Raw genomic sequence first — 23,756 nt, 5'->3', positions numbered from 1 at the left:
TGAATAGAAAGATGAAAAGATATTTAATCTTGATACTTGGTGTGTTATCTTTTATTTCATGTGGAAAATTTTTAGAAGAATTTTCACAGGATTTGGCTTATGCCGAAAGTTGTACCGATTTGGACGAGATTCTTATCGGTAATGGATACATGGAACAACCGTTATATTTTGCGGAAGCGAGTGTTTATGGGGGTGGGTACTATCCTTACATTCATGTGATGGACGATGATATGGCAATGACGATATTTAGAAGAGATGGAGCTGGTGATGTTATTAATGATATTGCTTCTTTTAAAAATTTCTATGACTGGTCTGATCAATTGACGATTAATCCAAAAACAGGCGAAGAGTGGGAAGACAATGATTGGGAAAAAATATATAGCCATATAGCCTATTTGAATGTCATTATCGCTCACGTGAAAAAATTTACACATGACTCCGTTGAAATTCGAAATAGAATTGAAGGAGAGGCTCGTTTCCTGCGAGGTGCTTATTACTATTTGTTAATGAATCTCTATGCGAATCCCTATGTGAAAGAAACTGCCTCCACGGATATGGGAGTCCCTTTAAATCTTACTGAGGATATTATAGATGAGTATTATCATCGTAATTCCATGGAAGAGTGTTATCGTGTAATCGTTGAGGATCTGAATGTTGCCGCCGATAAGTTGAAGGGGGTTACACAACCCACTATTTACAGGGTGAATGAACTTGCTGCACGGATTCTACTAAGTAGGGTATATTTATATATGGGAGAGTGGCAATTGGCGTTGGATGAATGCCAAAAGGCATTGAATTTGGGAAATGTGGAATTAATGGATTTAAATTCATTTCCGGGAAGGGAGGAGAATCGGTATATATTAGATGTTGAAAATCCGGAAATAATATTTACCCAAGGATACAGTGCAACTAATGTATTCTACAAAAATATCTCTTATTTTACCATATGTTCTTTTAGTTGTTCTGAAGAATTGATCTCTTTATATAATAGTTTTGATGACCAAGTAATTAAAGACTTGAGACTGAATGCTTTTTTTGAGGATAATGGGGACGAGCAATACAGGGTGTCAAAAGTGGGGGAGAAGGTGTACGATTGTTTCGCGATTCGAAGCGTAGAGTTATATTTGAACAAGGCGGAAGCCGAAGCCATGTTGGATAAAGTGGAGGCGATACAGACGATTAAAACCTTGTTGCATAATCGTTTTGAAGGTGGAATCCCCGATGTGGACGGTTTGAGCGGAAAAGATTTGGTTTCATTTATCCGGGATGAACGACGCCGTGAACTTTGTTTTGAGGCTCACCGATGGTTTGATTTGCGCAGGTACGCGGTGTCTCCCAAATATCCGGAGAAAAAATCCATAAGACATACGGCTTATGACATAAAAGGTAAGTTGGAAGGGGATTACGTGTTAAAACCGTATGGCGAAGACCCGGCTTGGGTACTACCCATTCCCGGTTACGAGATCGTGTATAACCAGGGTAATTTGGTGGATAATCCTCAACGAGTGGATCGGGAATTAGAATAATTGAGTATTAAAAAGGTAATTATATGTGGAAAAGTTATTTATTATATAGTATATGCGTCTTCACGTTATTGACTTCTTGTAACAAGGAAGATATAAAACTGGATGCAAGTACCGTTATAGATTGGTTTGCCATACAGGACAAACCGGGAGAACTGGGGCATTTACTTCATGAAATATATGAAGAGACGGGAGTTTCAATTTTTGTTAACGATACGTTGGGATACGCGGAAGACGGGGTTGATGCTGGCGGTAATCCGGTAAAGTTCTATGAGACGGTAAGTGAAAAATATCTTATTTATAGTTCTGTGTCCAAAGATATTCGTTTTGTTTTATCACAAGATACGGCTGCCATGTTGAAAGCAGCCTATGCGATAGAGAAATGGGTATTGCCTAGTTTGCCCCCTTCCGGTAAATATCGGATAAGATCTTTGTTGTTAGTGGATAGCCTGTTAACGGAGGATTATGGCGGTGATACGATAAGAGAAGGAGGAAAAACGGCTTGGGTCTTTGAGGAATCGATTGAAACAACGCCCGTGGGTAAATTGGCTGATATAAAAAACATGGATGAACCCACGTTGAAATTTTGGGCGGGAATGGTGTTGAGTTCTAAAGTGTATAATTGGTTAAACAGTCACTGTTCGGATTCTTTGACAGTCTTTTATAAGATGACAAATTCGGATTTACCTAAAAAATCACGAACATTATATAATTTGCATGATTATAAATTTTATAGAATGATCGATACCGGGGAGGAGATGGATTTGAATGCGGATTGGTATTTCGGTGCGGAGTTATGGGATTACTGGCGTATGGGATTCCTGGAATGGGGAGATACCGAGTGGTGTGAAATAGATCCTAAAGATAGTAGCAGGTGGATCGTGCATCGAAAAGCTCTGGAGAAATCTTGTGATGCGATGAATTATATTGCCTCTGTTTACGCCTTTTCGGATGAAGAGTTCAAGAATCTTTTCGCGGGTGTAGAGTATAGTGAAAAATGTATTCAACGACGTTTGTACATGAAAAAGCTAGTTGAACTTTTTTGTGCGGCAAACGGTGTTGCCTATCAATCTTTTCACTAGAAGGAGTTAAGTAAATTGGGAAATAGAACAGAGGGAAACCGATCGTGTGAATTGAAATTGGTTTCCTCTCTGTTCTTGGGAGGAAGTTTGCAAATGAAAACAAGTTTTACTTCATTCCCGGTAAAGTGGTACATGATCGCTTTATAAAATAGAGAAGATCATATGGTTAAATAATATTGTGTATGAAAAAAAGTATGTTATTCGTGATAAGTCTTTTGACTTGTTGTAGTGTATTTGCCCAAAGTGTAAAATTTGATGCCTTGTCTTTGGATCAAGCTCTTTCACGGGCACAAGCGGAGGGAAAGTTTGTTTTTGTTGATGTTACAGCCGCTTGGTGTGGGCCGTGTCAATTGATGCTTGAAGAAGTGTTGAGTAGAAAAGACGTGGGGGAGTATTGTAACAAACAATTTATTTGTATACAAATGGATATAGATAAATTGGAGGGTAAAGACTTTAAAAAGAAGTACGGGGTGAACTCCATCCCGACATTTTTTATTTTGCAAGAGGATGGAACAGTAAGACATCGCTTGCGGGGAGCAAGAAGACCGGAAGATTTTCTAGCCTGGGCTAAACGTGGTGTAAATGAAACGTCATCATTGTTTTTTTTGAATGATTTGCTTGAACGAAAGCAAAAAATGAGCTTGCAGAATAGAGTTGATTATTATATGGTATTGAAAGATATAAGAAAATTGGATGATGCCGATAGCCTTCGTGCGGTTTTGTTTGAGCAGACCCCGTTTGAAAAATTAACGGATAAAGAATGTTGGCCTCTTTTCAGCGAAGAGGTGTATGGAAGCCCGTATTTTGAATACGTGGTGAAACATGAGGACAAGTTCCGGGAAAAGCAAGGAAAAGAGCGTGTTGATGATTACCTGGTTCAAGGCTATAAACAAGAGCTCCAGCGTTTGATGTATGATTGTCAGGCTTCTCCGGAGGCGTTCGATTTGATAAAACAAATTACGATGGCAGTGTCCACCCCAGACCGTACTGTTATCTCGGGGGAAGATAAAGTAAAAGTTGTATTGGCTTGGGCAAAAGAAGTAAAAGCTTTTCTAGAAAATGATATCCCGGGGATGGTGGAAGGGATGCAAGAACTGGTGGAACTAAAAGAGTGGCGGGATTGCTTGTGGCACGCGATGCAATATGTAGGATTGAACGGAAAAGATGAAGACAAGGAACGAATGGGTCAGTTTACTTCCAAGATGCTCTTTGAATTTGCTAAAACTCCCGTGGAACAATGGGATTTTTATCAAAAATTCAGGTACCTGGGTTTTCCGATAAGTTGTAACGGGAAATTTTGGAGTGATGCTTTGGAGAGAGTAAAGGAAAAAAATAAGCCTTTGTTGTTGGAATGCGTAAGAGGTAGTGATGCTTATTTTATTATGCGGAATTGGGCGTGGGATTTACCCGAGCGGGTGAATTATCTGGATTCTTTATGCGTTAGCGTGAGGATAGACATGGATGATCCCGATGTTGCTTTTTTGAAAGAGAGATTTGAAATAACGAATTACCCTGCTTATTTCTTGTTGGATAAAGAGGGTAAGGTCAGATATTCTTGGGAAGGCATGATAGAGGAGGATCAAGCCTTTAGAGATTCTTTACGGAAAGGGGTGGAGGGGATTTGATATATAAACAGAGGAAGGGTTGGAATACTACCTATGATGAATAGGAATTACTAGCTCTTCCTCTGGCATATTCTAGTATTTGAACGAACTTCCTCCCAAGAACTCCCTTAAGATAGAGGTGGGTGGTATTTCACGGGTAGGTACGGCTTGGACGTACGAGAAGAACTTCAACAGGCGTTTGGCTTTGGAGTGTTCCGGGTATTTTACCAGTACTTCTTCCAGCAATGGAACAGCTTGTTGTTTCAAGGCTCCCAACTCATACACGAGAGCCGAGTTAAACATGACATCGGCCTCTTCTTGGTAAGGTGTGATGTGTTTTTGTTCACCGGAAAGCACGCTTTCCCATCTTTTCAAGGTATCGAGAGCTGAGTAGCCCCGGTATTTGTGATCCCGGACCATACGGCGAATCAAACGATTGTCCGATGGGTTGATAATGTTATGGTTATCAATGGAAATTACCGTAAGTGCCGAGATGAATATTTTGAACAGGCTTTCATGAGGCAGGCATTCGGTTAATTTGGGATTCAGCCCGTGAATGCCTTCCACGATAATCACGTTGTTGCGGGTCATTTTTAATTTCTCTCCGTCATAGAAACGTTGGCCTGTTTCGAACGAGAATTTGGGTATCTCCACTTCTTCACCTCTTAGTAGGCTCATGATGTTTTCGTTGAAGGTATTGATGTCCAAGGCGTCAATCGTCTCGAAGTCGTATTCCCCTTTTTCATCCCGGGGAGTATCTTCCCGGTTCACGAAATAATTGTCCAAGGATAGATTGACGGGTTTGATGCCGTTCACTAATAGCTGGATGGCTAATCGCTTTCCGAACGTGGTCTTGCCCGAAGAGGAAGGACCGGCGATAAGCACGACTTTTACCTTTTTCTGTTTCTTGATTTGGTCAGCGATCTGGGAGATCTTTTTCTCGTGCAGGGCTTCGCTTACCTTGATCATATCCCCGGCGTGTTTATGTTCGATGGCTTGGTTTAAATGCCCAATTTGCATAACCTCGGAGATCTTTCCCCAGCGTTTGAACTCGCTGAACGTGCTGAACAGTTTTTCTTGGGGTACGAACGGGACTATTTGTGTCGGGTTCGTGCGTTCGGGTGGCATTAATAACATCCCATCCTTGTAATCCATCAGGTCGAACACTTTCAAGCATCCGGTGGAAGGGGCCAGCGTCCCGTAGAAATAGTCACAAGTGCCGTCAATGGAATAAACGGAGGTAAACATCTTTCCTCGTGTGGAAAGTAATAATTCTTTATCCTTTAGACCCTGTCGGTTAAAAAGCTTGATGGCTTCTTCCGTGGGGGTCTCCGTGCGCATGATCTCGTAATCGTGGTCGATGATGCGTTGCATCTCTTTTTTTATCTCGGTGATCCTCTCCCCCGTGAGAATAAATTCTTTATTTGCCAGACGGCAGAATATCCCGTTAGAAAGGTGATATTCCACGACAAGCGTTTTTTTCGGGTAGAGATTATGTATCGCCTTGTAAAGTACGAAAATAAGAGAACGCAAGTACACGCTATACCCGTCCAGTGTGGTTACGTCAACAAAGTTCACGTATTTCGGGTTGTATATCTCGTAATGCAGGTCTTGTACTTCGTTATTGACTAATGCTCCCAGAATGTTTTGGTGATTCATGGGGAACACGATTTTTTTGAATTCTTTTAAACTAGATCCCGTGGGTATCTGGTATTCTTGTCCATTGTTTTCACAAAAGACGGTTATTTTATTCTTTTCCATGTTGGGAGGTTTTTTACATCCAATATAGGCAGGGTGGTACAAATAGCGTGCCGAATATTTTTACTTGTATGCCTGCTTGTTTTCCGGAATAGCAATATAGTACGTTTTATGCTTTCCAACTTTTAACGAGGTCTGTCGCAACCAAGGGTTAAAGCGTTTCAGCGTTTTATAGGATATTCCGTGTTCTTGGGCAAAATCCGCTAGGTTTTTTATGTTTTTAGTCACTTTCACTTGTGTGGTTGGTTCCACGGGATACAAATGGTCCACGTAAAAATCGTATAGGTGGGGTTCTTCCATGATTTGCTTTAATGCCAGCATACGGTACACGTATCTTCCGGTTTCTTCACCAAGCAAAAGATCGTAAAAGTTTTTTTCCTTTTGTCGGTCCATTTGTCTGGTGAGCATATTCATGCCTCCGTTATAAGAGGCTGCGGCTAATGTCCATGAACCGAATTTTTGATAGGCTTTTTTCAAATAGGTACAAGCGGCACGGGTAGCTTTTTCCACATGGTAGCGTTCGTCCACGTCATTCGTCACCTCTAGCCCAAGTTCTTTGGCCGTTGCACTCATGAGTTGCCATATTCCCGTGGCTCCAGCGTAAGATACGGCCAACGGGTTCAAGCTACTCTCGATGACGGCTAGGTATTTGAAGTCGTTGGGAACTCCTTCCGCTTTTAGGATAGGTTCGATGATATGAAAATAGCGGGGAGCATTTTTCAAAACTTGGATCGTGTGTGAATGCAAGTAGGTATTCACGATGAGTTCTTTTTTGAAGGCTTCCGCCACGTCAATTCTTTCTAGGGGAACCGGTTCTCCTGCCAAGCTGAATGTTGTCGGGAAATCCACGTCTGATGATTTCATGAGGTGGAATGGTGGTTCCTCGTTTTCTTCATGTTCCTTCTGATCATGATAAACGTAATATCCGATCGCCGCACTATTTAATAAGACAAGAATTGTCAGAAATGTAAGTAAAATGTTCCTTTTCACAACCAATGATTTTATTTTTTCGAAAATACATCTTTTTCTTGATTTTTACGGCAAAGTGGAGAGAAAAGATGTGTGTAGAATCGCTAAGAATTGTTCATTTTAAGCGGGAGGGGGATGGTTGTGGGAGGGAAGTTGAGGGTATATGATTGAGGATGAGAGATTCGATGTTAAAATAAAGGAGCTGTACAAAAAGTCAATTTTAAACAACTACCCCCACTGACTCCCCCTGTGTAAGGGGGAGCTGGAGGGGGTAGTTGGCAAATACAAGCCGGACTTTTTGTACAGCCCCTTTATTAGTTACTTTTTCGAATTCTTGTCAATGTGTTTCAAGAAAAGGCGTTGCAGCAAATCCCGATCTACGGTAACCGCATCATTCTTTTCAAGTTCTTTATACAAATTTTTCAAGTAATCGTCTCCTTTGAGTTCCAGAACGATATAATTAATAAATTGTCCGGTCTTTTCGTCTTTGTCCCAGCGGTCGAATACGATCGTGGCTCCCGCCAAGGTTTGATTCACGGTTATTTTCGTTTTATCCGTAAGTAAAGACTTGGATTCGGAAGACATACCTTCTGACAGGATCGTCGAGTACTCTTCGGTTGTAGATTCCACCGTTTTAGCCAAAATAGCGGCTAATTCTGCTGAAGCGGCCATTTGGGCTTTTTTCCGGGCAGAGGCTTCGCTGTCGGACCTGCCTGAACCCCAGCCCCGAAGTACACCGTTGCCGCTGACAAGGTCTGCTCCCGGCATGATAAACGTGGTGACGGGGCTTTTTTCTTGGATTTTCTTTGACGAACCGCAACTGCTTAATAAAAAGAATGCAGCTACAATCAATCCCCATAAGACATAGTGTTTCATAATACTACCTTTTAATTGATTTTTAATTTTTTAATCTGGGCCGGCAATTCCCGGTTCACTCGTTTTATCACTTCCCGGATACACATCGAGAGTGATGCGGTTGCCGATTTGTTTACGGGTACTAGAACTTTAACTTGGTTTACCGAATAGTTCAAGAGCATTTGCTGTGTTTTGTTATTGTAAATCTTTAGAACTAGGGAACAGTAACATGTATTTAAGTCATACGTTCCCCCGGTAACGACTTCTCCCATTTCCAATTTAGTGGATAAATCCACGAAGCACGTGGCGGCATCGGGGTCTTCCGATAATGTGAAATAATTGTTGGTCAGTAGGCTACTGATCTGGCGTTCGATACCTTCCAGCTCGTTATCCTCGTTTACGTAGAGGTAGGCCGTGATCGGTGCGCTCTTCAATGAAATCGTGACTTTAGCCGAGGGCCAAGTTTGATTTTGCAACAATTGACGATATGCCTCGGGTAGACTATTCATGAACGAGTCGTCAATGGTGATGCGCAATTCCTGCACCTCTTCTTTCGAGGTAATATTCGTTACGTAAAATTCCGCTGTACCCGTGTAGTCTGTCTGTATGGCGGGGGATACAGTGCCATTACCGGATGCGAATGAAGCCTTTAATTTAACATTCGGAACGACAACCCCGTTTTTGGAAAGACATCCGGCGATAGGTTCGGCAATTGCTTTAAAGGCCTCGCCTTCTACCATCATGACGTTGGTCGTGATGGCCATTCCGCTGAACACATTCACGTAAGCGTTATAGAGTTCTATGGGAACATTCACGGATGAACCTCCGGCATTTGTAGTCAAATCCATAAATGCCCAAGGCTCCACGGCTTCCAGTCCTTTGCCGTAGAGCTGGGCAGCTTGCGAAAGATTCATGGCGCTTTCCTCTCCACGTCCTTTTTGCAGGTAATCCATGCCTGTCCTGATCGCTTGTTGTCTGCGTTCTTCGGCTTTTCGGGCATATACTTTTTTATCCAAGGCGTAATACACGTAATATTTTTGTTCCGACTGGTAACTGCCTTTCAGTTCTTGTCCTTCCAGCCAAGCTACCATTGAACTGTGAATTTTGTCTTCCAGCATTTCACGTGTTTTGCCATCCACGTCTACCCGGTGCAAAAAAGAATTGTTTTCAAGTTTTACAGCGATCTGTGAAACGATGTCCAACAAGGCGTTCTGGGTCGCTTTTTTCATGTAATCGGTTTCCGATAACGACGCGACGCCAATACCGATGTAAGCGTCAGACGAAGTCGGGCGTTGGGTTACCCAGTCGGGTGCTTGTGCCTCGGCATGGAAAACACTGCATATCGAGAGTAACAGGCCTAGAATAATCTTTCGCATAATTTTAGTTTTTGTGTTATTACTTGTTACAAGTCCAGCATTAACAAAATTGTGTTTCCGTCAATGCGAACGGTTCCTGAAACGTCTTGTGCCTTGAGCTGATCGTTCAGGTCTTTTGCGAACTTCGAGGAGGTCATTTTGAAGCCGTTTTTGTCTTCCCTCGGGATCATCACGTAATCAAATATGGCCGATTCGTCCATGATACCTTGTATATGATAATCTCCTTCGTGTGCGTTACGGTCCAGCCAGTTTTGGATGAAATCTATAATTCTTTCCCCGTTAGCACAGCAAGCATCTTGCAAAGAACCCGTCGAGTTCCCACTAATGGAGATTTGCAGGACAACTCGGGCAGGAAGGGAGAAATTTTTAATGATTTGTTCCAAGAAAGGGGAAAGATGATCTTTCACGGCATAAGAACATAGGACCTCCGTTTGTGTTGTCTGGAAACGATTTGTCCAGCCGTCTTCCGATGCCCAGATCGTTCCGCTTGCGGTTTCGTATGCTTTCATGATTAATGCTACGCGGGCGCCTTGTGCCGTGTAATCTTTCATCAAGTCCACCGTGACATAAACGTCTGCTCCGGAAGACATCAAAAGTTGCTTATCGTTGGATTCTGCGGCTCCGGCATTTTCTTCATATTGACCCCGACGATTCATGGCGTCAATTCGTCCTTGTAGATCAATGGTCTTGATGTCGCAGGCTTCCAATCCTTTTTGCACGGCACTCACGGCAATACGATAGTCGTTGTCGTTTTCCAACTTCGCCTCGAAACTCTCTCCCTTTTTCTTGTAAGGGACCACGATAATCGTTGGTTTGGGAAGACGTGGTTTGGGAATTTCAGCCATTACCTCGTCGTAATGTGTGTTTTTCCGGACATCATTAATCAATTGGCGAAGACGTAAAGTAATTCGCATCGTACCTTGGAAACGTCCACCTACTTTTGTTGCTTTCACTGCTTCTTCCGCACTAACCACGTAAGGAGTGTAACGAGCCAAGTTATTAAAGAAGGTATTCGTGTAAGCCTCATTGGGTTTGCTGACTAAAGGTTTCCCGTCATTAACACCTTCTACACCCTGAAAAAACAGGGTGTAGATAAGTGATTTGATGGCATCTGTTTCGATCCCTTTCTTGTTATCTGCGATTCCAGCCGAGGAGAAAACGGCGTTTGCTCCTTTGTCGGCTTCTAGAGAAACGATCTGAAGGTACTCTTGGGCTTTGACAGAAGTTGAAAAGAGGAGTAACAGCATGCCAAATATGTTCACTACTTTCTTCATAAATAACCGATTACAATGAGAATAAAGGTGCTATCGTTGCTTTCACTTTTAGAGGTTGTTGCTTTTGGGCAGCCTCGTCAAGAGCTTGGAAAGCTTCCATGGCAGTGAATATTTTCTTGTCGCCTTGTACTACTTTACATTGTGACATGGTTCCATCTACTACTTCTTCCACTTTCATTTTACCGATCTCGCTGTATGTCGTACGACCCGCTCTTACGCTAGGAGCTAATACGGAGAAATAATCTCCTTTTTTCACTCCATGATCAGAGCCTAGGTTGATATAACATTTCACCAATTTGTCTTTTTTCACTTCATAATCCATAGGAACAATCGTGCTTTCCAATGGAAATTCTTTGATCAGGAAGTTTTCAATGTCACTTGCGATCATGTTGACTGCACTTGCGATGGCTTTGTCTTTTGAATCCGATAAATCCAAAAGTTTACCTACCGTACCACCAATCCCGGAGGGGGAGTGATCAAATGTGGCACTTGCAACCGTTGTTGAAGTGGCTACTTCTGTCACGGTTACTGAATAATTCAATACGCAGGAATACATCGTTTTCCCGTCTTTCTGTTCGGATTTTACGGAGCAGGCCAGTACGTTTCCTCCTAAAATGTAATCATGTCCGGCAGCGGTGATGGTTTGTGTGCGTGATTTCTCGTCACTCATTGCTTTTTCATCCGTGCGCCGTTCTTCTTCTTTTTTCATGGAATACTCGGCATCTTGATCTACCAGTTCAAATCGTTTCGTTTTGTTGAGGGCTGCCATGACCGCTTGGCGAACTTTGTCGCTATTTGCTTCCTCAACTCCATCTGCTTCCGTGAAGTATTCAACATACATCCTCGGTTTCTTCACCTCTTGTGCTTTAACTGCGATAACAGCAACACAGAGTAACGCCATAATTGTAATAATTCTCTTTAGCATAATAATGAATTTAAATTAAAGGTTAATAGAAATATGATATTATAATTTCGATTTTGCTTCTTCGTGTCCCATCTCTGCGGCTTTTTTGAAATTCTTCCGGGCCATCATCCCGTTACTTCCCACTGTGCCGCAGCCGTTTTCATAAATCAATCCCAGCATGTAATATGATTTTGCACTTCCGGATTTTTTGAAAAGACGAATGGCATCCAGTCCTTTCCCTTTCTCGTAAGCTTCCATTCCTGCGTCATACTCGGCATCTTTCTTTTCCACGGCGGGTTGCGTCTGCACCTTTCCCGTTTGTATCTCTTTTTTATCGGGAGTGATTGCAGGGGGAGTGGTTTTGGTTTGAACCGGGGGAACAGCCTTTTGTTTCGTAGCTGTCTGCTTCTGTTCTGTCGGGGATGGCACGGGAGTTTCCTTGATCAGATGTTCTTTCTTCGATAAGATAAAATAACCGGCAAGTACAACGAGTATGATGACACTCAGGGAAATCCATTTGTTTCTTCCCGATCCCGGCCGTGAAATGGGATGTTGGTGAGTCCCGGTTAAGGCTCCTATACCTTTCTGGTTGGCTTCCTGTGATTGAGCTGGGCGATCCGAGGAAGGGGTAGAAACCACGGCCGGTTGAGTGGCTTTACTTGCCGGTTTATACAATTCTATCATCTCTTTTTCAATGTCGGCTTTCACGTCTTCCACGTCCAATTCTCTGGCTTTTTGATCCATCATCTGTCGGCCGGCGATACCGATATTGCTGTTGGTCGTCAGAAGTAGCTGTTGGAAAGCAAGGCGATACTCGTTAATAGATTTTTTTTCGCATTCCACGCAACGATTTTTTCCTTTTACTTTGCAGTCAAAGCAAATCTCTTTCCCGCATTTGGGGCATCTGGCATGCCTTTCGTCAAAAGGATTTCCACATACCTCACAATACTCGGCTTCTTCTTTCTCCATGACAATCGTCGTGTTGTTATGGACCGTGGAAGAGTTATCGACACTGGATGTATTAATATTAGCATGGGTGGTGGAGGTTTTATTAATTCCTCCGGTAATATTTGCACGTGCTCCTGCGCCTATAATCGGTTCGCTTGTCTCTGAAGGTTTCACTTTATTTAGTGGGCCTTCCGGGATGCCCGTGTTGTTGGTGGGTTCAAACGGGACTTCAGCCCCGCAATCCGGGCAGAAACGTTCGTCTGCATTCACGGGCTGACCACATTCCGGACAAAATCTCTCTTTGCTCATAATCTCGTAAGTTTATTTATTTTTCTTTTTCAGTGATTTTTTTGATTTATGTGGTAAGGGAAGTTCGATGGGATCCCCGACAGGTATTTCTGTCGGCTGAGGAAAGACTTCCGTGCCATCATCCAATAAAATGGATGTAACTAGAAAACTCCCTGTTTCTTCCTCTGCGTTCCCGGAAACTCCGATATGCATTCCATCGTAAGGGATAAAAAACGGGTCACCGGCGGGTAATATCCCGGCCCGGTAAAGTTTATATTTTTTACCCTCATCATCTGTCAAGATAGCTCTCCGGCCTTCGGATTTAGACCCGAGGTTCAATAAGGGACATTCCAGAATTCCATGAATGATAGTCATATCTTTATACATTGAATTGAAAAATCGTTTTTACATGATTCCGGCACCGCAATCAGCACAGAATTTTGTTCCGGGTTCCAATGGCGCTCCACATTCCGGGCAGGTTGCCGGTGTGGCTGTTTTGGCCGCGGGTGATTGTGGCTCTTGCGTTTGCTGTGGTCGTGGGGCTTGTGGTTCGGGTTGCGCGGGAACCGCTTGTTGTGGCATTTGCGGTGGCATATTATTATGGGTCGTGTAATCCAATGCCCGGTCATAAGCCGTGTCCATCCGTCCCTCCTGACGGAGAATACGTTCATCACGTTCGCGCAATTGACGTTCTTTTTCATCTACCTTTTGGGCTTGGATGCCCCCGGTCATGGTCATCATATCCCGCATCATCTGGAACATTTGGGATTGATTTTCCCGGTGTTCGCTATCACGGGAGGCCCGTTCTGCTTCCAACCGGGCTTCCATTTCCCGTCGTTGTGCTTCCAACCGTTCGCTTGCCTCGCGTTCGGCCTCCGAGCTGTACTTGTTTTCCGCGTACGCCACGGCGGCATCCCCGCCGTTTAGAGCCCACACTTTTTCATCGGAAAGTTCTTTCGCGTTTTCCCATTTTAAACGTTCCATCTCCTCGGCCGTCTTTAAACGGTTTTGTTCTACTTCCGCCTCATGCTTGCGTTGATTTTCTCTTGCTTGTTCTTCCGCGTTTTGGATCGCCATGAATTGTTGGAACTGCGTGTCATCATCTTCCCGTTCCATGTCGTGCATCCGTTTGGCATCATTGTATTCCATATCCCGCTGGCGTTGATCCAGATCGAGATTGGTTTCGGCAACCGTGCGTTGTTTTTCGACTTCTTTATAGAAACGGCCATCCGCGTAATCATCTTGTAGTTCTTGTAATTCAAGCTCTTTTCTGACAATCAGGGTCGCTTTTTCAGCTTCGCCCTCCATGCGGGTACGTTCGAACTCGATACCGTCACGGAGTTGCATCATTTGGAACATCATCCCCCGTTGGTAATCGTTCGTTTTCAATTGATCTTGAAGGGCCCGTGCTTCATCTTCCCGGATGAATCCTGTTTTGGCAATTTCCAGAAGAGCGGCATTTCGTTCATCGTCGTTTTGAGCCTCCCGTACGATGCGCTCGTTCCTCAAGAAATATTTAAACTTCTCCACCTCGTCTTCATGCAACAGCCGATCGTGATTTATAGTCTCCAGTTGTTTGTCCAATTCAAGATCCGTCGCGGCCTCATGCAGTCGTTGCGAATTTACGGTATCCGCCATCCGGTTTTTGAAATCATTGGTGCGTCGGAGATAATCCAGTTCTTTGTCCGAGAGGTAGAGTTCGCGGCTCAATACCCTGAAGCGCTCTAAATCCTCGCTGGTCGCTGAAATTTCGACAATACGCACGATGGAAATGCCGAAAAAGGCTTCTGCGGCGATGGCATTAATCTTTTCTTTCAGTAAGGCGTGGAGTTCTTGGGGTATGCGATTGGACGAGAGTTCCGTGTCGTATAACGTTTCCTGCAAAATGTTCCGGATGGTATCCGTGAGTTCATCCACGATGACCGTTGTGTTCAACATCTGGCGTTCGGTCAGGTAATGAATGATAAATCGTTCCGGATCCGAGATTTTGAAATATGCGTTTACGCCTAACGCCATATCCAGATACCGGGTTTGTATGTTCATCGGGACAAAATCCTTGTAAGCATCAAGCGTTCCTTGCTTGGAACCGAAAAGAAGCGGGAAAGACTTATCCAGTAAGATAACAACAGAGAAAGCGGCTCCTTTCTTGGCGTTTTCCAGAATCAGATTTTGCTGTTGTAGGTAGAGAGTTTCCGTTGTCGGTTTCTCTTCCTTTTTCTTGTTTTTGAATAAGTTGACGATAAATTCCCATCCTTTCCGCAGTGAACCTGTCAAATGGTTGGAAGAATCACTCGAAGAGCCTGTGAAATTATAGGTTCCCCCGCTGATAGAAGCAATCGTGCGTCCGTTGGCACGAATATAGGCGGTTGTTCCTTCCGGGATAATAATACCTTGAATATTGTTATAAGAGTCAAATTCCGTTTCGTTAATGATGCGAGCCACTTGCCCCGGTTGTATGTTCCAGTAGATGCGTCCCTTGACAGAATTAATGTCCGATGTCGTTTCTTGTGACGTGGCGGATGTCTTTTCTGCAAGAGTGACCCGCTGTCCGCATTTGATGCAAAATTTGGCTCCTGATTTTAACGGGGCTCCGCATTGAGTACACGTGGCCGATGTCTCTATTTTTTGTCCGCAAGAAGTACAAAACTTTACTCCCGGACGAAGAATGGCGTTACATTTAGGGCAATTCATACTTGTATCGTTTATTGTTTCACTTTAAGCTGTTTATTTGGTAGAGTAAACTCTCTTGATTTTCCCGTCCGTGCTTGTCGTGACAACCCAACGGGTCGGTATTTTCCTTTCGGAAGTCAGGTCATAATTGAATTTCAACTCTTCCTGTCCGTTATTATATTTAATCTTTAAAATCTCTTCTACTGGCCGCGGTTTTATCCCGTAATTTGTGTACAGGTACTGGCCAATCGTGGCATGAATCTGTTGAATATTAGCGTCCACGGCTCCTCGTACCTGTTCTAGGATAGAACCTTTTCCCGTTCCATGTCCCACCTTCTCGATTGTACATCCTATTTGGGTATCTTGTTCAGCTAGAGCCGTTTTTCGGGTCATTTTATTTCCGGACTTCAAGCTTGTAAGAGCGTTCATCGTGATCATCGGGTCGCCGAAAAGATTGAATTCCACGACTGTCAACGCGGTATGCGGGTCTCCCGGGACGGTTTCTTGTAACACGGCACCGCGGGCAATAAATAATGCTTCGGCTACCGTGTATCCTTGTAAGATCGCGTTGATGAAATAACCGGCTATGATGTCCGCGTAGCTAACCGATACCCGGGATTGGGACGAGGATAGATCATCAACGGCTCCCCAAGCCACGCGTGATGATCCGACGAATGCTAACGTGTTGGTAAAGAGTGAAGCCAGCATCATGCTGTGGCGTTTATCCAGACCGATAAAACGTCCTCCATAACAAGCCTCGCTGATCACGATATTAGGTTCCTCGCAGGTCATCATGTGTTCCGGTTCTATGGCCGGTAAAGCCCCGTATTCTTCCTTGTTAAGCATAACTCCTGCGTAACCGCGAGATTCCCGTCCTTCCCCGCCGTGGAGATTGAAATAATATAGCGAGGCATTCGTGTGAAAAACCTGATGAAGATTTCCTTCCACGATCATGGGGGAGAGAATCAATCGGTTATAATAGTAGTCGGCTGACAGGTAATTACCTAAGTCGCGCAAATAATTTCCTTGCAAAAGGTCATTTGCCACGCGACTGGACACCTTTTTCCAGTGGGGGTCACATTGGCCGTAAGCCTCGTTCATCGGGAAACCAAGGGAATAATTAACGTCACGTTCCAAGTAATCGCGTAAATCTTCAAATGAAGCATCTTCTCCGAGTGGCAACCTCCCCACGAAAAAGAGTTGATCGTACGTAAACGCTTCTTGGTTTTCGAGCAATGCAAGCATCTCTTTGCCATAGGGATAAGCGTAGAGAATGTCCGTGTCGATACTGTCATCGTTGGCATCGTCGGAGATGTAGTGCCGGATGCACGGCATGGGAATAATGTCATTGCTACCTATAATAAATAGGTATTGCGATATTTCATCTCCTCCCGCTTGTTCCCCGTTGTGGACATCCATCAGTATGTCCATGTAATCCCACAACGGGCTGTTGGCTTTTAAATGTGCTTTCTTCGTGTTTCCCAAAAAACCACTTTTCTGGTACGAATAATTACCGGCATCGATAAGTTTGTACGAGATCCCGTATTCCCGTTTCTGTTGGATAAATTCATCAAAAATGGTGATCAAGATTTGCTCGTCCACTTCCAGCTTTCCGGCCAGTAGGTGCAAGTTCGTGAAAATCAACCCGTGCATGCCCATGTTTTGGGGGTGGGGCGTATTCGGTGCTTTCTTCTCGGTATGACAAAGCCATTCTATTTTTGTTCCGCATTCCGGACAAAAATGTATATTCTGATCTTCTATACGATGGCCACATTCTGGACAAAACATTGTTATTCCTTTTTATGGTTTAAGATATTTTTCCCGTCGCTTGCTCACTCCTGAAACATAGTTTCGGGCTTCGCTCGTGCTTAAACGATTCGTGAGATGGTGGTACAATTGTTCATAATTGTATTTATTAATTAGCGGGATTGCCTTATTTAGATTGGTGGCTCCGGTGAAAGCCCTGCTCACGTTTCCGGCCCCGGTGTTATATCCGGCAATGACGCAAAGCCTGCGGCAATGCGGGTCGGTAACCGATGAGAATTGATTCATGAGGACACGGAGATAGGCTGTGCCCAGTTCTATATTATTACGTGGTATGAAAAGATAGCTCCGTGTCGGGACCCAACAGTTCTTGTACACGTAATTATAGGCATCCAACCCTCCGGAGGTGGGAACCAATTGCATCAGCCCGTAAGCGGGAACCCAACTCGTGGCCTCCGGATTGAAACGGGATTCTTGTTCCATCACGGCAAAGATAAGCGGTTGTTCGATCTGGAAAATTTGTGAGAATTCTGCCACGAGGTCTTTGTAAAGAGCCGCGTTTTTCGAGAGATTGTCGGAAACGAGGTTCATCTCTATTTGTACTACTTGACGTACTTTCCCGTCATTCCCTTTTATTTTCGTGATCTTTTTCTTGCTTTGTGCGGCGATCGTTTTTATCATAATGGCCTTTTCCGATTCATTCTGCCATGCCTGTGCTTTTTGTTCTGCTCGTCTGTGGGCATCTTCCCGTTTGTTTGCGAGAGGATTATTGGAACCTCTGTTTCCTTCTTCCTGTACGCGGCGGGCCATGGTAATCCCGGTTGTGGTGGAATCCCCGGATGAATCTTCCTTTTGATTGTTATTGAGAGTTAGTTTTTTCCCTTTGACCGTTGGCGTGGGAGGTGCTGTACGGGTAAGTGTCGGATTTTGTCCCGTCAATTCTAGTGATTTATCAGGTTTGTACATGGAAAAATCAACCAATCCATCCAGTACGGGGTTGTTGGTCAGCGGCTTTGATACATCAACAGAGGATGGATAGGGACAGGTTGATCCCTGACTATTCAACATGCGTTCAATGGCAACAGCCAGACAGGCATTTATCGTGGCGGAATCCATCGTGTTGCCATCCTCAAGTGCGACTTCCACGAGAATTTTTCCTTTATCAAAATTAACGATCGAACGATTTTGATAATCATTACTGTATTCTACCCATTGTGTCGGTGTATTATCCACGATACTGTCACCGCCCCATGTTTGTTTGATCGAGCGAGTGTAACGAGAATAGTCCGCACGGGCTTGTGCCTCGTATTTTTCGTATTCTTCCCGTGCTTTCTTGCTGTATGCTTCGAAATCAGCGATTGTTTGTGTCGCTTCTTTTTCGAATTGCCTGCGAATAGAATCCATTGCCGTTGTGCTTGTTGATCTCACGGATTGAGCATAACTGACAGCCGGCAACAGAATGATACACAGAATGAAAATAAATCTTTTTGTGTTCAAGTAATATTTAAATTTTAGTTCCACGCTTAAATAAAATTGTTCCTATCTAGTGTGTTTTTTATTCGATCAAAAAAGGATCGTTTAAAAACGAGTGGAATTGAGCTTTAGGACTTCTTATCTGTTTTGTGTCTAACTCTCTGTTTACGAGAAATAATAATTAATAAACAAAAATTTTTCAATTAGTAAAAATGTTTGTATATTGCGATGTTTTTAAACGATCGTTAATTGATATTTGTGATATCAAGAAAAGCGATTAAGTCTTTCCAATATATATTCCGAGTCTGTTTGATTTTATTTGATCTGAGGGAAACTGAAGAATGGTAAAAAGTGAGCCTATTTTGTATCGGAGGTCACCTCTTATTTCGTGGTGATTAATGGATGAATAGTACGTCAATACCGTCATGAACCTTATAGATACCTTATAGGTACATTATATGAACCTTATATAAAATAAGGTTCATAAAGTATATATACAATATATAGAAAATATTACTTACGGTATTGATGAGTTGCTGATGCACTATCAATAAAGTTGCCTTTAAGCTACTGTTTAGTATTTTCGGACTACTCCCTCCTGTTCTCTCTTGCACGGGGAGGGAGCAGATTATCAATCGGTTGTCCCTCCTGTGCAATGAGTGGTTAGGGGAGGCAATCGTTTCCTTATAGATAGAGCATCATCTTCAAACTTTCTTTTGTTGCCATTTCGTGTACTTGAGGTAGAGTAACGAAACGACACCGATTAATATGCCATAAGTGATTTCTACAGTCCGCACGAATGCCACATCGGAACGAACGACCGTGGTGAACAGCCACGTTTGGAACGTGTAAAAAATAAGGACAAAACTCTCAAGGATGAGTGCATGCGTGGTGTTTCCTGTCCCGGAGATGGCCTCGAAGAACGTGATCCCGAAACAAAAACTGAGGGCTGCCAGACCGACCACGTAAAGAGACGGAATGGATGCCGCGATCAGTTTGCTACTATTGGAGTAGATGGATAGCACGTAATGTGGGAATATGTAGCATATAAGTAGAACGGGAAGGACGCTTAGCATGGAGAGCTTCACGATCCGGCGTAAGGTACTCATGATTTCCGGTTGTCTTTGTTCCCCGATCAAGCGGCTGGTCAGCGTGTTTGCAGTCGCACCGTAACCAAATACCGGGATGAGGATAAGCATATAGACACTACGTACGATAATGGTTATCGCGATGGGACGCTCTCCCATGTGTTCGATGAGCATGAAAAATATGTACTATGTCCCGAATGACAATAGCTTTTGCAACATGGTCGGGAAGGCTGTTTTCAGCACGGTGAGCATGAGCCAACCTTCCAATTTGTGGAACGAGAAAAGTGCATATTGTTTGATCGGGAGTTTTAATATAGTATAGAAAATGAAAATAAGACAAGCGGAAATCTCTGCCATCACGGAGGCTAGTGCCGCACCACCGACTCCCAATTCCGGAAAACCGAATTTTCCGAAAATGAGTAGGTAGTTGAAAATTACATTAATGGTGGCCATGGCAGCCGTTGAGTAGCCGATGATCTTCGTGTTGGAGAGGCCGATGTAAAGAGCCCGGAACAGGAAGTTGAAACACACGAATATAATCCCGTAATGGCGGTAGGACATATATTCCATGGCTGCCGCGTAGATGTTCGGGGACTGGATAGAGGCTCCGAGCAATACATCACTATAATATCGTTGAATGAGGAAAAGACTCATGGACAAAAGGAACACGAAACATAGTCCGTGTTCGAAAACGACACCGATCCGGTTTAATTTACCTTCTCCCAATCTTCTCGCCACGATGATTTGTATCCCGATAGAGAATCCCCAAGCCAAAGTGGAAAAGACATAATAGTAAATTCCGGCCATGGCGGAGGCTCCCAAGGCAACTTCACTGACCCGTCCCAAGAATGCCGTGTCGGTGAGGGTGATCAGGGTTTGTGCCAAACTACCCAAGATGATCGGGTAAGCTATGGTCCAGATGGTTTTGTTCGTGATGATTGTTTTCATGCAGGTGTTTTTATGATACAAAATTACGTCGGTATTTCGAAAATTAAAAATGGTTAGTGGAAATTTGAGGAATAAATAGTAACTTCGTGAGTTTAAATTTTAAATTCAGAAACAATGACAATAGAAGAACAGGTTAGCAAAGGCATCATGGCTGCCATGAAGGCTAAAGATACCATTCGTTTGGAAGTTTTAAGAAATATAAAGAAGGTTTTTATCGAGGCAAAATCTGTTGCCGGGGCTCCGGAGCAAATTGCTGATAGTGAAAGCGTGAAGATTATCCAGAAGTTAGCCAAACAAGGACGCGAGTCGGCTGAAATATATAAAAATCAAGGACGTGAGGATTTGTATGCTCACGAGATGGCTCAGGTGGAAGTGTTGAGCGAGTTCTTGCCAAAACAGTTGAGCGAGGAGGAACTGAGGGTTGCGTTGAAAGCGATCATCGAGAAGGTGGGAGCGACTTCCGCTAAGGAGATGGGGAAAGTGATGGGTGTTGCTTCCAAGGAACTGGCCGGGGTGGCTGACGGTAAGACGATTTCTACCATTGTAAAAGAATTATTAAGCTAAGGTTCATAGGGATCTAAAAGAAAGGTCTACCGGGTTTACGATTAGGTTATTGATTTTCTTTATCGGCTGATTGAAAATAGATATTGGAAATAGAGGGGATTGATGAAATAATTAACGACCTTTGTATATATGTAAAGATATTCACGCGACGGGAGGTAGGGAAGCAAACGTGTCGGGTGAGTTTTGTAGATTTTAGGACTTTTATGAACTTGTAATCGAGTAAAAAATGAGTAGTGTAAAAGATTGGACTGCCAGCGTGATCAAACAGGCAGAGATCGATAAGTATCTGGATGGGGGAAAGGATTTTATTGACGAGGAACAGATATTTGCAGATATTGAAAAGTATAAAAATCCCGATAAGCAACAAGTTCGGGATATTTTACAAAAATCTTTGGATATAAAGATTTTGACTCCGGCAGAAACGGCTACATTGTTGAACGTGGAGGACCCGGAATTATTACATGAAATGCAGGAGGCGGCGTTGGAAGTGAAGAAAAAAGTATATGATAATCGTATCGTTTTCTTTGCTCCCTTGTATTTGTCGAATCTTTGCGTGAACAGCTGTAAATATTGCGGGTTCCGTGCGGAGAATAAAGACGAGGTTCGCCACGTGTTGACGATGGATGAGGTGCGGGATGAGGTGGCTGCCGTGATTGATGAGGGACATAAGCGAATGATTGCCGTGTATGGCGAGCATCCTAAAAATGGAGCCGACTATATCGCGGATTCTATTTCCACGATTTATTCCGTGAAACGCACGACGCCTACGGGGAATGGTTTCAATAATATCCGGCGGGTAAACGTGAATGCGGCTCCGATGGAGATCGCTGACATGAAGAAATTGTGGCGCGCGGGAATCGGTACGTTCCAAGTGTTTCAAGAAACTTACCACCGGGGAAGATATGCCGAATTGCATCCGGCAAACACGGTGAAAGGAAATTATCGCTGGAGGCTTTATGCCATGCACCGGGCTATGGAAGCCGGGGTGGACGATGTGGCTATCGGGGCTTTATTTGGTTTGTACGATTGGAAGTTCGACGTGATGGGTCTGGTTCACCATGCTTGGGACTTGGAGAAACATTTCGGTATCGGACCGCATACCGTGTCATTCCCGCGTATGCAACCGGCTCCCGGTTCATTCTTGAGTGAACATTCTCCTTATATTGTGAGTGACGAAGCCATGAAACGGGTGGTTTCCGTGTTGCGTCTGGCAATTCCGTATAGCGGGTTGATCGTGACGGCACGTGAGAATCCGGAGCTGAAACGCGATCTGATCAATCATTACGGGTGTACGCAGACGGATGCTTCTTCCAAGTTGGGAATCGGGGCATACGCCAAGAAGTTGAAACAGGAGGAGAATCCGGATAAGGTGCAGTTTATGTTGGGTGACCAGCGTTCTTTGGACGAGGTGATCCGTGAGCTGGCCCATGACGGGATGATTACTTCTTTCTGTACGGCAGGGTATCGCTGCGGTCGTACGGGGGATAAGATCATGAATTTGTTGGAGAAAGGTGTGGAAGGTAAATTCTGTAAACTGAATGCCGTGTTAACGTTCCGGGAGTATCTGAATGACTACGCTTCTCCGGAGACTCGTGAGATCGGTGAGAAACTGATCGCGCAAGAGTTGCAGGAAATTGAAAATATGCCATTCTTTACAGACAAAAAGTTACTCCCCACGTTCCGTTCCTATTATGATAGAATCGCGAGAGGGGAGAGGGATCTGTATATGTAATTTAGAGTTTAGAATGAAAAAGATTCCGTGATTGTCGATTCGATGATTGGGTGATTAAAATCACTTAATTGAAAATCATAAAATCACTTAATCGATAGGATCTAAAATCATAAATCTAAAATATTAAAAGGGGAGTTTGAGCGTGATGCGTTCAGCTTCCTTTTTTCTTTTTATTTCTTCTTTTTCACCTTTGCGGAAGACGTAGACTAGGCCGAAATGTTCGCATTTCTGGCGGCGTATTTCTTCGTCTTCGAGGTCTGCGTAATGAGCCTCGATTTCGTTCCATAAGGTTAGAATGTATTCGTCAGCCTCACCCCGGTATTGAGCGACTTCTGCGCTGCAACGGGCAGAGTTTTGTTGGAATTGCTTCTGGGAGGCGTAGGCTTGTTTAAAGTTTTCGTAGTTTACTTTCACCAAGGCGATGGAAGGACTGTACACGGGGCTACCGCCACCATTGCGGGTGCGTTCCTGTTCTCCGGCAATGACTTTTGCTCCCCATTCCAGTAAATCCTGATCAGAAACTAGTGAAGGGAGTTTTGTGTCGTTTTCATCAATTCCATAGAATGTTCTTGCCACGGGTTTTAATTCTCCCCGGGCGATCGTGAAGTTCAGTACTTGCAGGAAATGGGAAATGTATAATTTTGCTTTTCGGGTATATTCTGCATATTTCCTACTGTTCACGTTTTGTTTATCTCTGGCGCACTGAGAATTCGTTATTGCCGTTTTAAATCTTGGTAAAAAGAATTCAATCTTTTGCCTAAGATTTAATGAAAACGGTAAGTTGTTGATATTAGAAAACTCTTCGTTATTCAAGGCTGTTTCTAATGCCCTTATCCTTGCTGCGTCTGTATTCGGTAATCTTCTGTAAGGCATATCCTTAGCAATTAGTTAAATAATGATCAAAACTCTGATGCGAAGGTATGAAAAATATTAATG

At 43.7% G+C, this 23,756-nt stretch carries 19 protein-coding genes; 5 read left to right on the top strand and 14 right to left on the bottom strand.

Going from position 1 to position 23,756, the window contains the following annotated elements; translation table 11 throughout:
• Positions 1 to 11 precede the first annotated feature (11 nt).
• From R8806_RS08880 to R8806_RS08870, 3 genes are all read left to right on the top strand, one after another.
• Positions 12 to 1,526 carry a RagB/SusD family nutrient uptake outer membrane protein gene (locus R8806_RS08880; RefSeq protein WP_164719820.1) on the top strand — a complete coding sequence of 505 codons (1,515 nt, stop codon included), beginning with the start codon at positions 12 to 14 and terminating at the stop codon, positions 1,524 to 1,526.
• A 23-nt stretch (positions 1,527 to 1,549) separates the two neighbouring features.
• Complete coding sequence (locus tag R8806_RS08875) at positions 1,550 to 2,605, top strand: hypothetical protein (RefSeq protein ID WP_151412091.1); 1,056 nt, start codon at positions 1,550 to 1,552, stop codon at positions 2,603 to 2,605.
• A gap of 182 nt (positions 2,606 to 2,787) precedes the next feature.
• Positions 2,788 to 4,230, top strand: a complete 1,443-nt coding sequence (locus R8806_RS08870; protein WP_151412092.1) for a thioredoxin family protein — start codon at positions 2,788 to 2,790, stop codon at positions 4,228 to 4,230.
• A gap of 72 nt (positions 4,231 to 4,302) precedes the next feature.
• Here R8806_RS08870 and R8806_RS08865 read toward each other — a convergent pair whose 3' ends face one another.
• From R8806_RS08865 to R8806_RS08805, 13 genes are all read right to left on the bottom strand, one after another.
• Entirely contained in the window at positions 4,303 to 5,970 is a 1,668-nt protein-coding gene (locus R8806_RS08865) for a nucleoside kinase (RefSeq protein WP_124317660.1), read from the bottom strand.
• A gap of 60 nt (positions 5,971 to 6,030) precedes the next feature.
• The gene (locus R8806_RS08860) at positions 6,031 to 6,957 is read right to left on the bottom strand and encodes a lytic transglycosylase domain-containing protein (RefSeq protein ID WP_124317659.1); all 927 of its coding nucleotides are present in this window, start codon (positions 6,955 to 6,957) and stop codon (positions 6,031 to 6,033) included.
• A gap of 297 nt (positions 6,958 to 7,254) precedes the next feature.
• Positions 7,255 to 7,812 (bottom strand): hypothetical protein, encoded by a 558-nt coding sequence (locus tag R8806_RS08855; RefSeq protein WP_124317658.1) that lies wholly within the window; start codon positions 7,810 to 7,812, stop codon positions 7,255 to 7,257.
• Between the two features lie 11 nt (positions 7,813 to 7,823).
• A complete protein-coding gene (locus tag R8806_RS08850) occupies positions 7,824 to 9,167 on the bottom strand; it encodes an LPP20 family lipoprotein (protein ID WP_124317657.1) in 1,344 nt (447 codons plus the stop codon).
• Between the two features lie 26 nt (positions 9,168 to 9,193).
• On the bottom strand, positions 9,194 to 10,441 hold the full coding sequence (locus tag R8806_RS08845; protein WP_124317656.1) for a DUF6175 family protein: 1,248 nt from the start codon (positions 10,439 to 10,441) through the stop codon (positions 9,194 to 9,196).
• Between the two features lie 10 nt (positions 10,442 to 10,451).
• Positions 10,452 to 11,366 carry a hypothetical protein gene (locus R8806_RS08840; RefSeq protein WP_151412093.1) on the bottom strand — a complete coding sequence of 305 codons (915 nt, stop codon included), beginning with the start codon at positions 11,364 to 11,366 and terminating at the stop codon, positions 10,452 to 10,454.
• A 39-nt stretch (positions 11,367 to 11,405) separates the two neighbouring features.
• The gene (locus R8806_RS08835; RefSeq protein ID WP_124318372.1) at positions 11,406 to 12,602 is read right to left on the bottom strand and encodes a tetratricopeptide repeat protein; all 1,197 of its coding nucleotides are present in this window, start codon (positions 12,600 to 12,602) and stop codon (positions 11,406 to 11,408) included.
• Between the two features lie 12 nt (positions 12,603 to 12,614).
• Complete coding sequence (locus tag R8806_RS08830; protein WP_124318371.1) at positions 12,615 to 12,956, bottom strand: hypothetical protein; 342 nt, start codon at positions 12,954 to 12,956, stop codon at positions 12,615 to 12,617.
• Positions 12,957 to 12,986: 30 nt separating this feature from the next.
• Entirely contained in the window at positions 12,987 to 15,272 is a 2,286-nt protein-coding gene (locus R8806_RS08825; protein ID WP_151412094.1) for a zinc-ribbon domain-containing protein, read from the bottom strand.
• Between the two features lie 33 nt (positions 15,273 to 15,305).
• On the bottom strand, positions 15,306 to 17,039 hold the full coding sequence (locus R8806_RS08820) for a zinc ribbon domain-containing protein (RefSeq protein ID WP_124317858.1): 1,734 nt from the start codon (positions 17,037 to 17,039) through the stop codon (positions 15,306 to 15,308).
• Positions 17,040 to 17,051: 12 nt separating this feature from the next.
• A complete protein-coding gene (locus R8806_RS08815) occupies positions 17,052 to 18,512 on the bottom strand; it encodes a murein transglycosylase domain-containing protein (RefSeq protein ID WP_164719856.1) in 1,461 nt (486 codons plus the stop codon).
• Between the two features lie 680 nt (positions 18,513 to 19,192).
• On the bottom strand, positions 19,193 to 19,750 hold the full coding sequence (locus tag R8806_RS08810) for an MATE family efflux transporter (protein WP_229783019.1): 558 nt from the start codon (positions 19,748 to 19,750) through the stop codon (positions 19,193 to 19,195).
• A gap of 12 nt (positions 19,751 to 19,762) precedes the next feature.
• Positions 19,763 to 20,524, bottom strand: a complete 762-nt coding sequence (locus tag R8806_RS08805) for an MATE family efflux transporter (protein WP_229783020.1) — start codon at positions 20,522 to 20,524, stop codon at positions 19,763 to 19,765.
• Between the two features lie 114 nt (positions 20,525 to 20,638).
• On the opposite strand from R8806_RS08805, the gene R8806_RS08800 reads away from it, so the two are divergent.
• Both R8806_RS08800 and hydG read left to right on the top strand, forming a co-directional pair.
• On the top strand, positions 20,639 to 21,088 hold the full coding sequence (locus R8806_RS08800) for a GatB/YqeY domain-containing protein (RefSeq protein WP_124315642.1): 450 nt from the start codon (positions 20,639 to 20,641) through the stop codon (positions 21,086 to 21,088).
• A 226-nt stretch (positions 21,089 to 21,314) separates the two neighbouring features.
• Positions 21,315 to 22,820 carry a [FeFe] hydrogenase H-cluster radical SAM maturase HydG gene (gene hydG / locus R8806_RS08795; protein WP_124315641.1) on the top strand — a complete coding sequence of 502 codons (1,506 nt, stop codon included), beginning with the start codon at positions 21,315 to 21,317 and terminating at the stop codon, positions 22,818 to 22,820.
• A gap of 123 nt (positions 22,821 to 22,943) precedes the next feature.
• Here the strand turns inward: hydG and R8806_RS08790 are convergent, their stop codons facing one another.
• Positions 22,944 to 23,693, bottom strand: coding sequence for a hypothetical protein (locus tag R8806_RS08790; protein ID WP_124315640.1), 750 nt, complete (start codon positions 23,691 to 23,693; stop codon positions 22,944 to 22,946).
• Positions 23,694 to 23,756 lie beyond the last annotated feature (63 nt).

The sequence above is a fragment of the Butyricimonas faecihominis genome, from assembly GCF_033096445.1.
Lineage (GTDB): Bacteria > Bacteroidota > Bacteroidia > Bacteroidales > Marinifilaceae > Butyricimonas > Butyricimonas faecihominis.
The sequence above is the reverse complement of the archived record's forward strand: the minus strand, read 5'-3'. Positions and strand labels throughout refer to the sequence as shown.

Bases quoted from the DNA above. Each gene is read 5' to 3' on its own strand.
- hydG (WP_124315641.1), top strand. From the start codon at position 21,315: ATGAGTAGTGTAAAAGATTGGACTGCCAGCGTGATCAAACAGGCAGAG.
- R8806_RS08840 (WP_151412093.1), bottom strand. From the start codon at position 11,366: ATGCTAAAGAGAATTATTACAATTATGGCGTTACTCTGTGTTGCTGTT.
- R8806_RS08850 (WP_124317657.1), bottom strand. From the start codon at position 9,167: ATGCGAAAGATTATTCTAGGCCTGTTACTCTCGATATGCAGTGTTTTC.
- R8806_RS08790 (WP_124315640.1), bottom strand. From the start codon at position 23,693: ATGCCTTACAGAAGATTACCGAATACAGACGCAGCAAGGATAAGGGCA.
- R8806_RS08830 (WP_124318371.1), bottom strand. From the start codon at position 12,956: ATGACTATCATTCATGGAATTCTGGAATGTCCCTTATTGAACCTCGGG.
- R8806_RS08865 (WP_124317660.1), bottom strand. From the start codon at position 5,970: ATGGAAAAGAATAAAATAACCGTCTTTTGTGAAAACAATGGACAAGAA.
- R8806_RS08855 (WP_124317658.1), bottom strand. From the start codon at position 7,812: ATGAAACACTATGTCTTATGGGGATTGATTGTAGCTGCATTCTTTTTA.
- R8806_RS08870 (WP_151412092.1), top strand. From the start codon at position 2,788: ATGAAAAAAAGTATGTTATTCGTGATAAGTCTTTTGACTTGTTGTAGT.
- R8806_RS08810 (WP_229783019.1), bottom strand. From the start codon at position 19,750: ATGCTCATCGAACACATGGGAGAGCGTCCCATCGCGATAACCATTATC.
- R8806_RS08880 (WP_164719820.1), top strand. From the start codon at position 12: ATGAAAAGATATTTAATCTTGATACTTGGTGTGTTATCTTTTATTTCA.
- R8806_RS08825 (WP_151412094.1), bottom strand. From the start codon at position 15,272: ATGAATTGCCCTAAATGTAACGCCATTCTTCGTCCGGGAGTAAAGTTT.
- R8806_RS08845 (WP_124317656.1), bottom strand. From the start codon at position 10,441: ATGAAGAAAGTAGTGAACATATTTGGCATGCTGTTACTCCTCTTTTCA.
- R8806_RS08820 (WP_124317858.1), bottom strand. From the start codon at position 17,039: ATGTTTTGTCCAGAATGTGGCCATCGTATAGAAGATCAGAATATACAT.
- R8806_RS08805 (WP_229783020.1), bottom strand. From the start codon at position 20,524: ATGAAAACAATCATCACGAACAAAACCATCTGGACCATAGCTTACCCG.
- R8806_RS08875 (WP_151412091.1), top strand. From the start codon at position 1,550: ATGTGGAAAAGTTATTTATTATATAGTATATGCGTCTTCACGTTATTG.
- R8806_RS08835 (WP_124318372.1), bottom strand. From the start codon at position 12,602: ATGAGCAAAGAGAGATTTTGTCCGGAATGTGGTCAGCCCGTGAATGCA.
- R8806_RS08800 (WP_124315642.1), top strand. From the start codon at position 20,639: ATGACAATAGAAGAACAGGTTAGCAAAGGCATCATGGCTGCCATGAAG.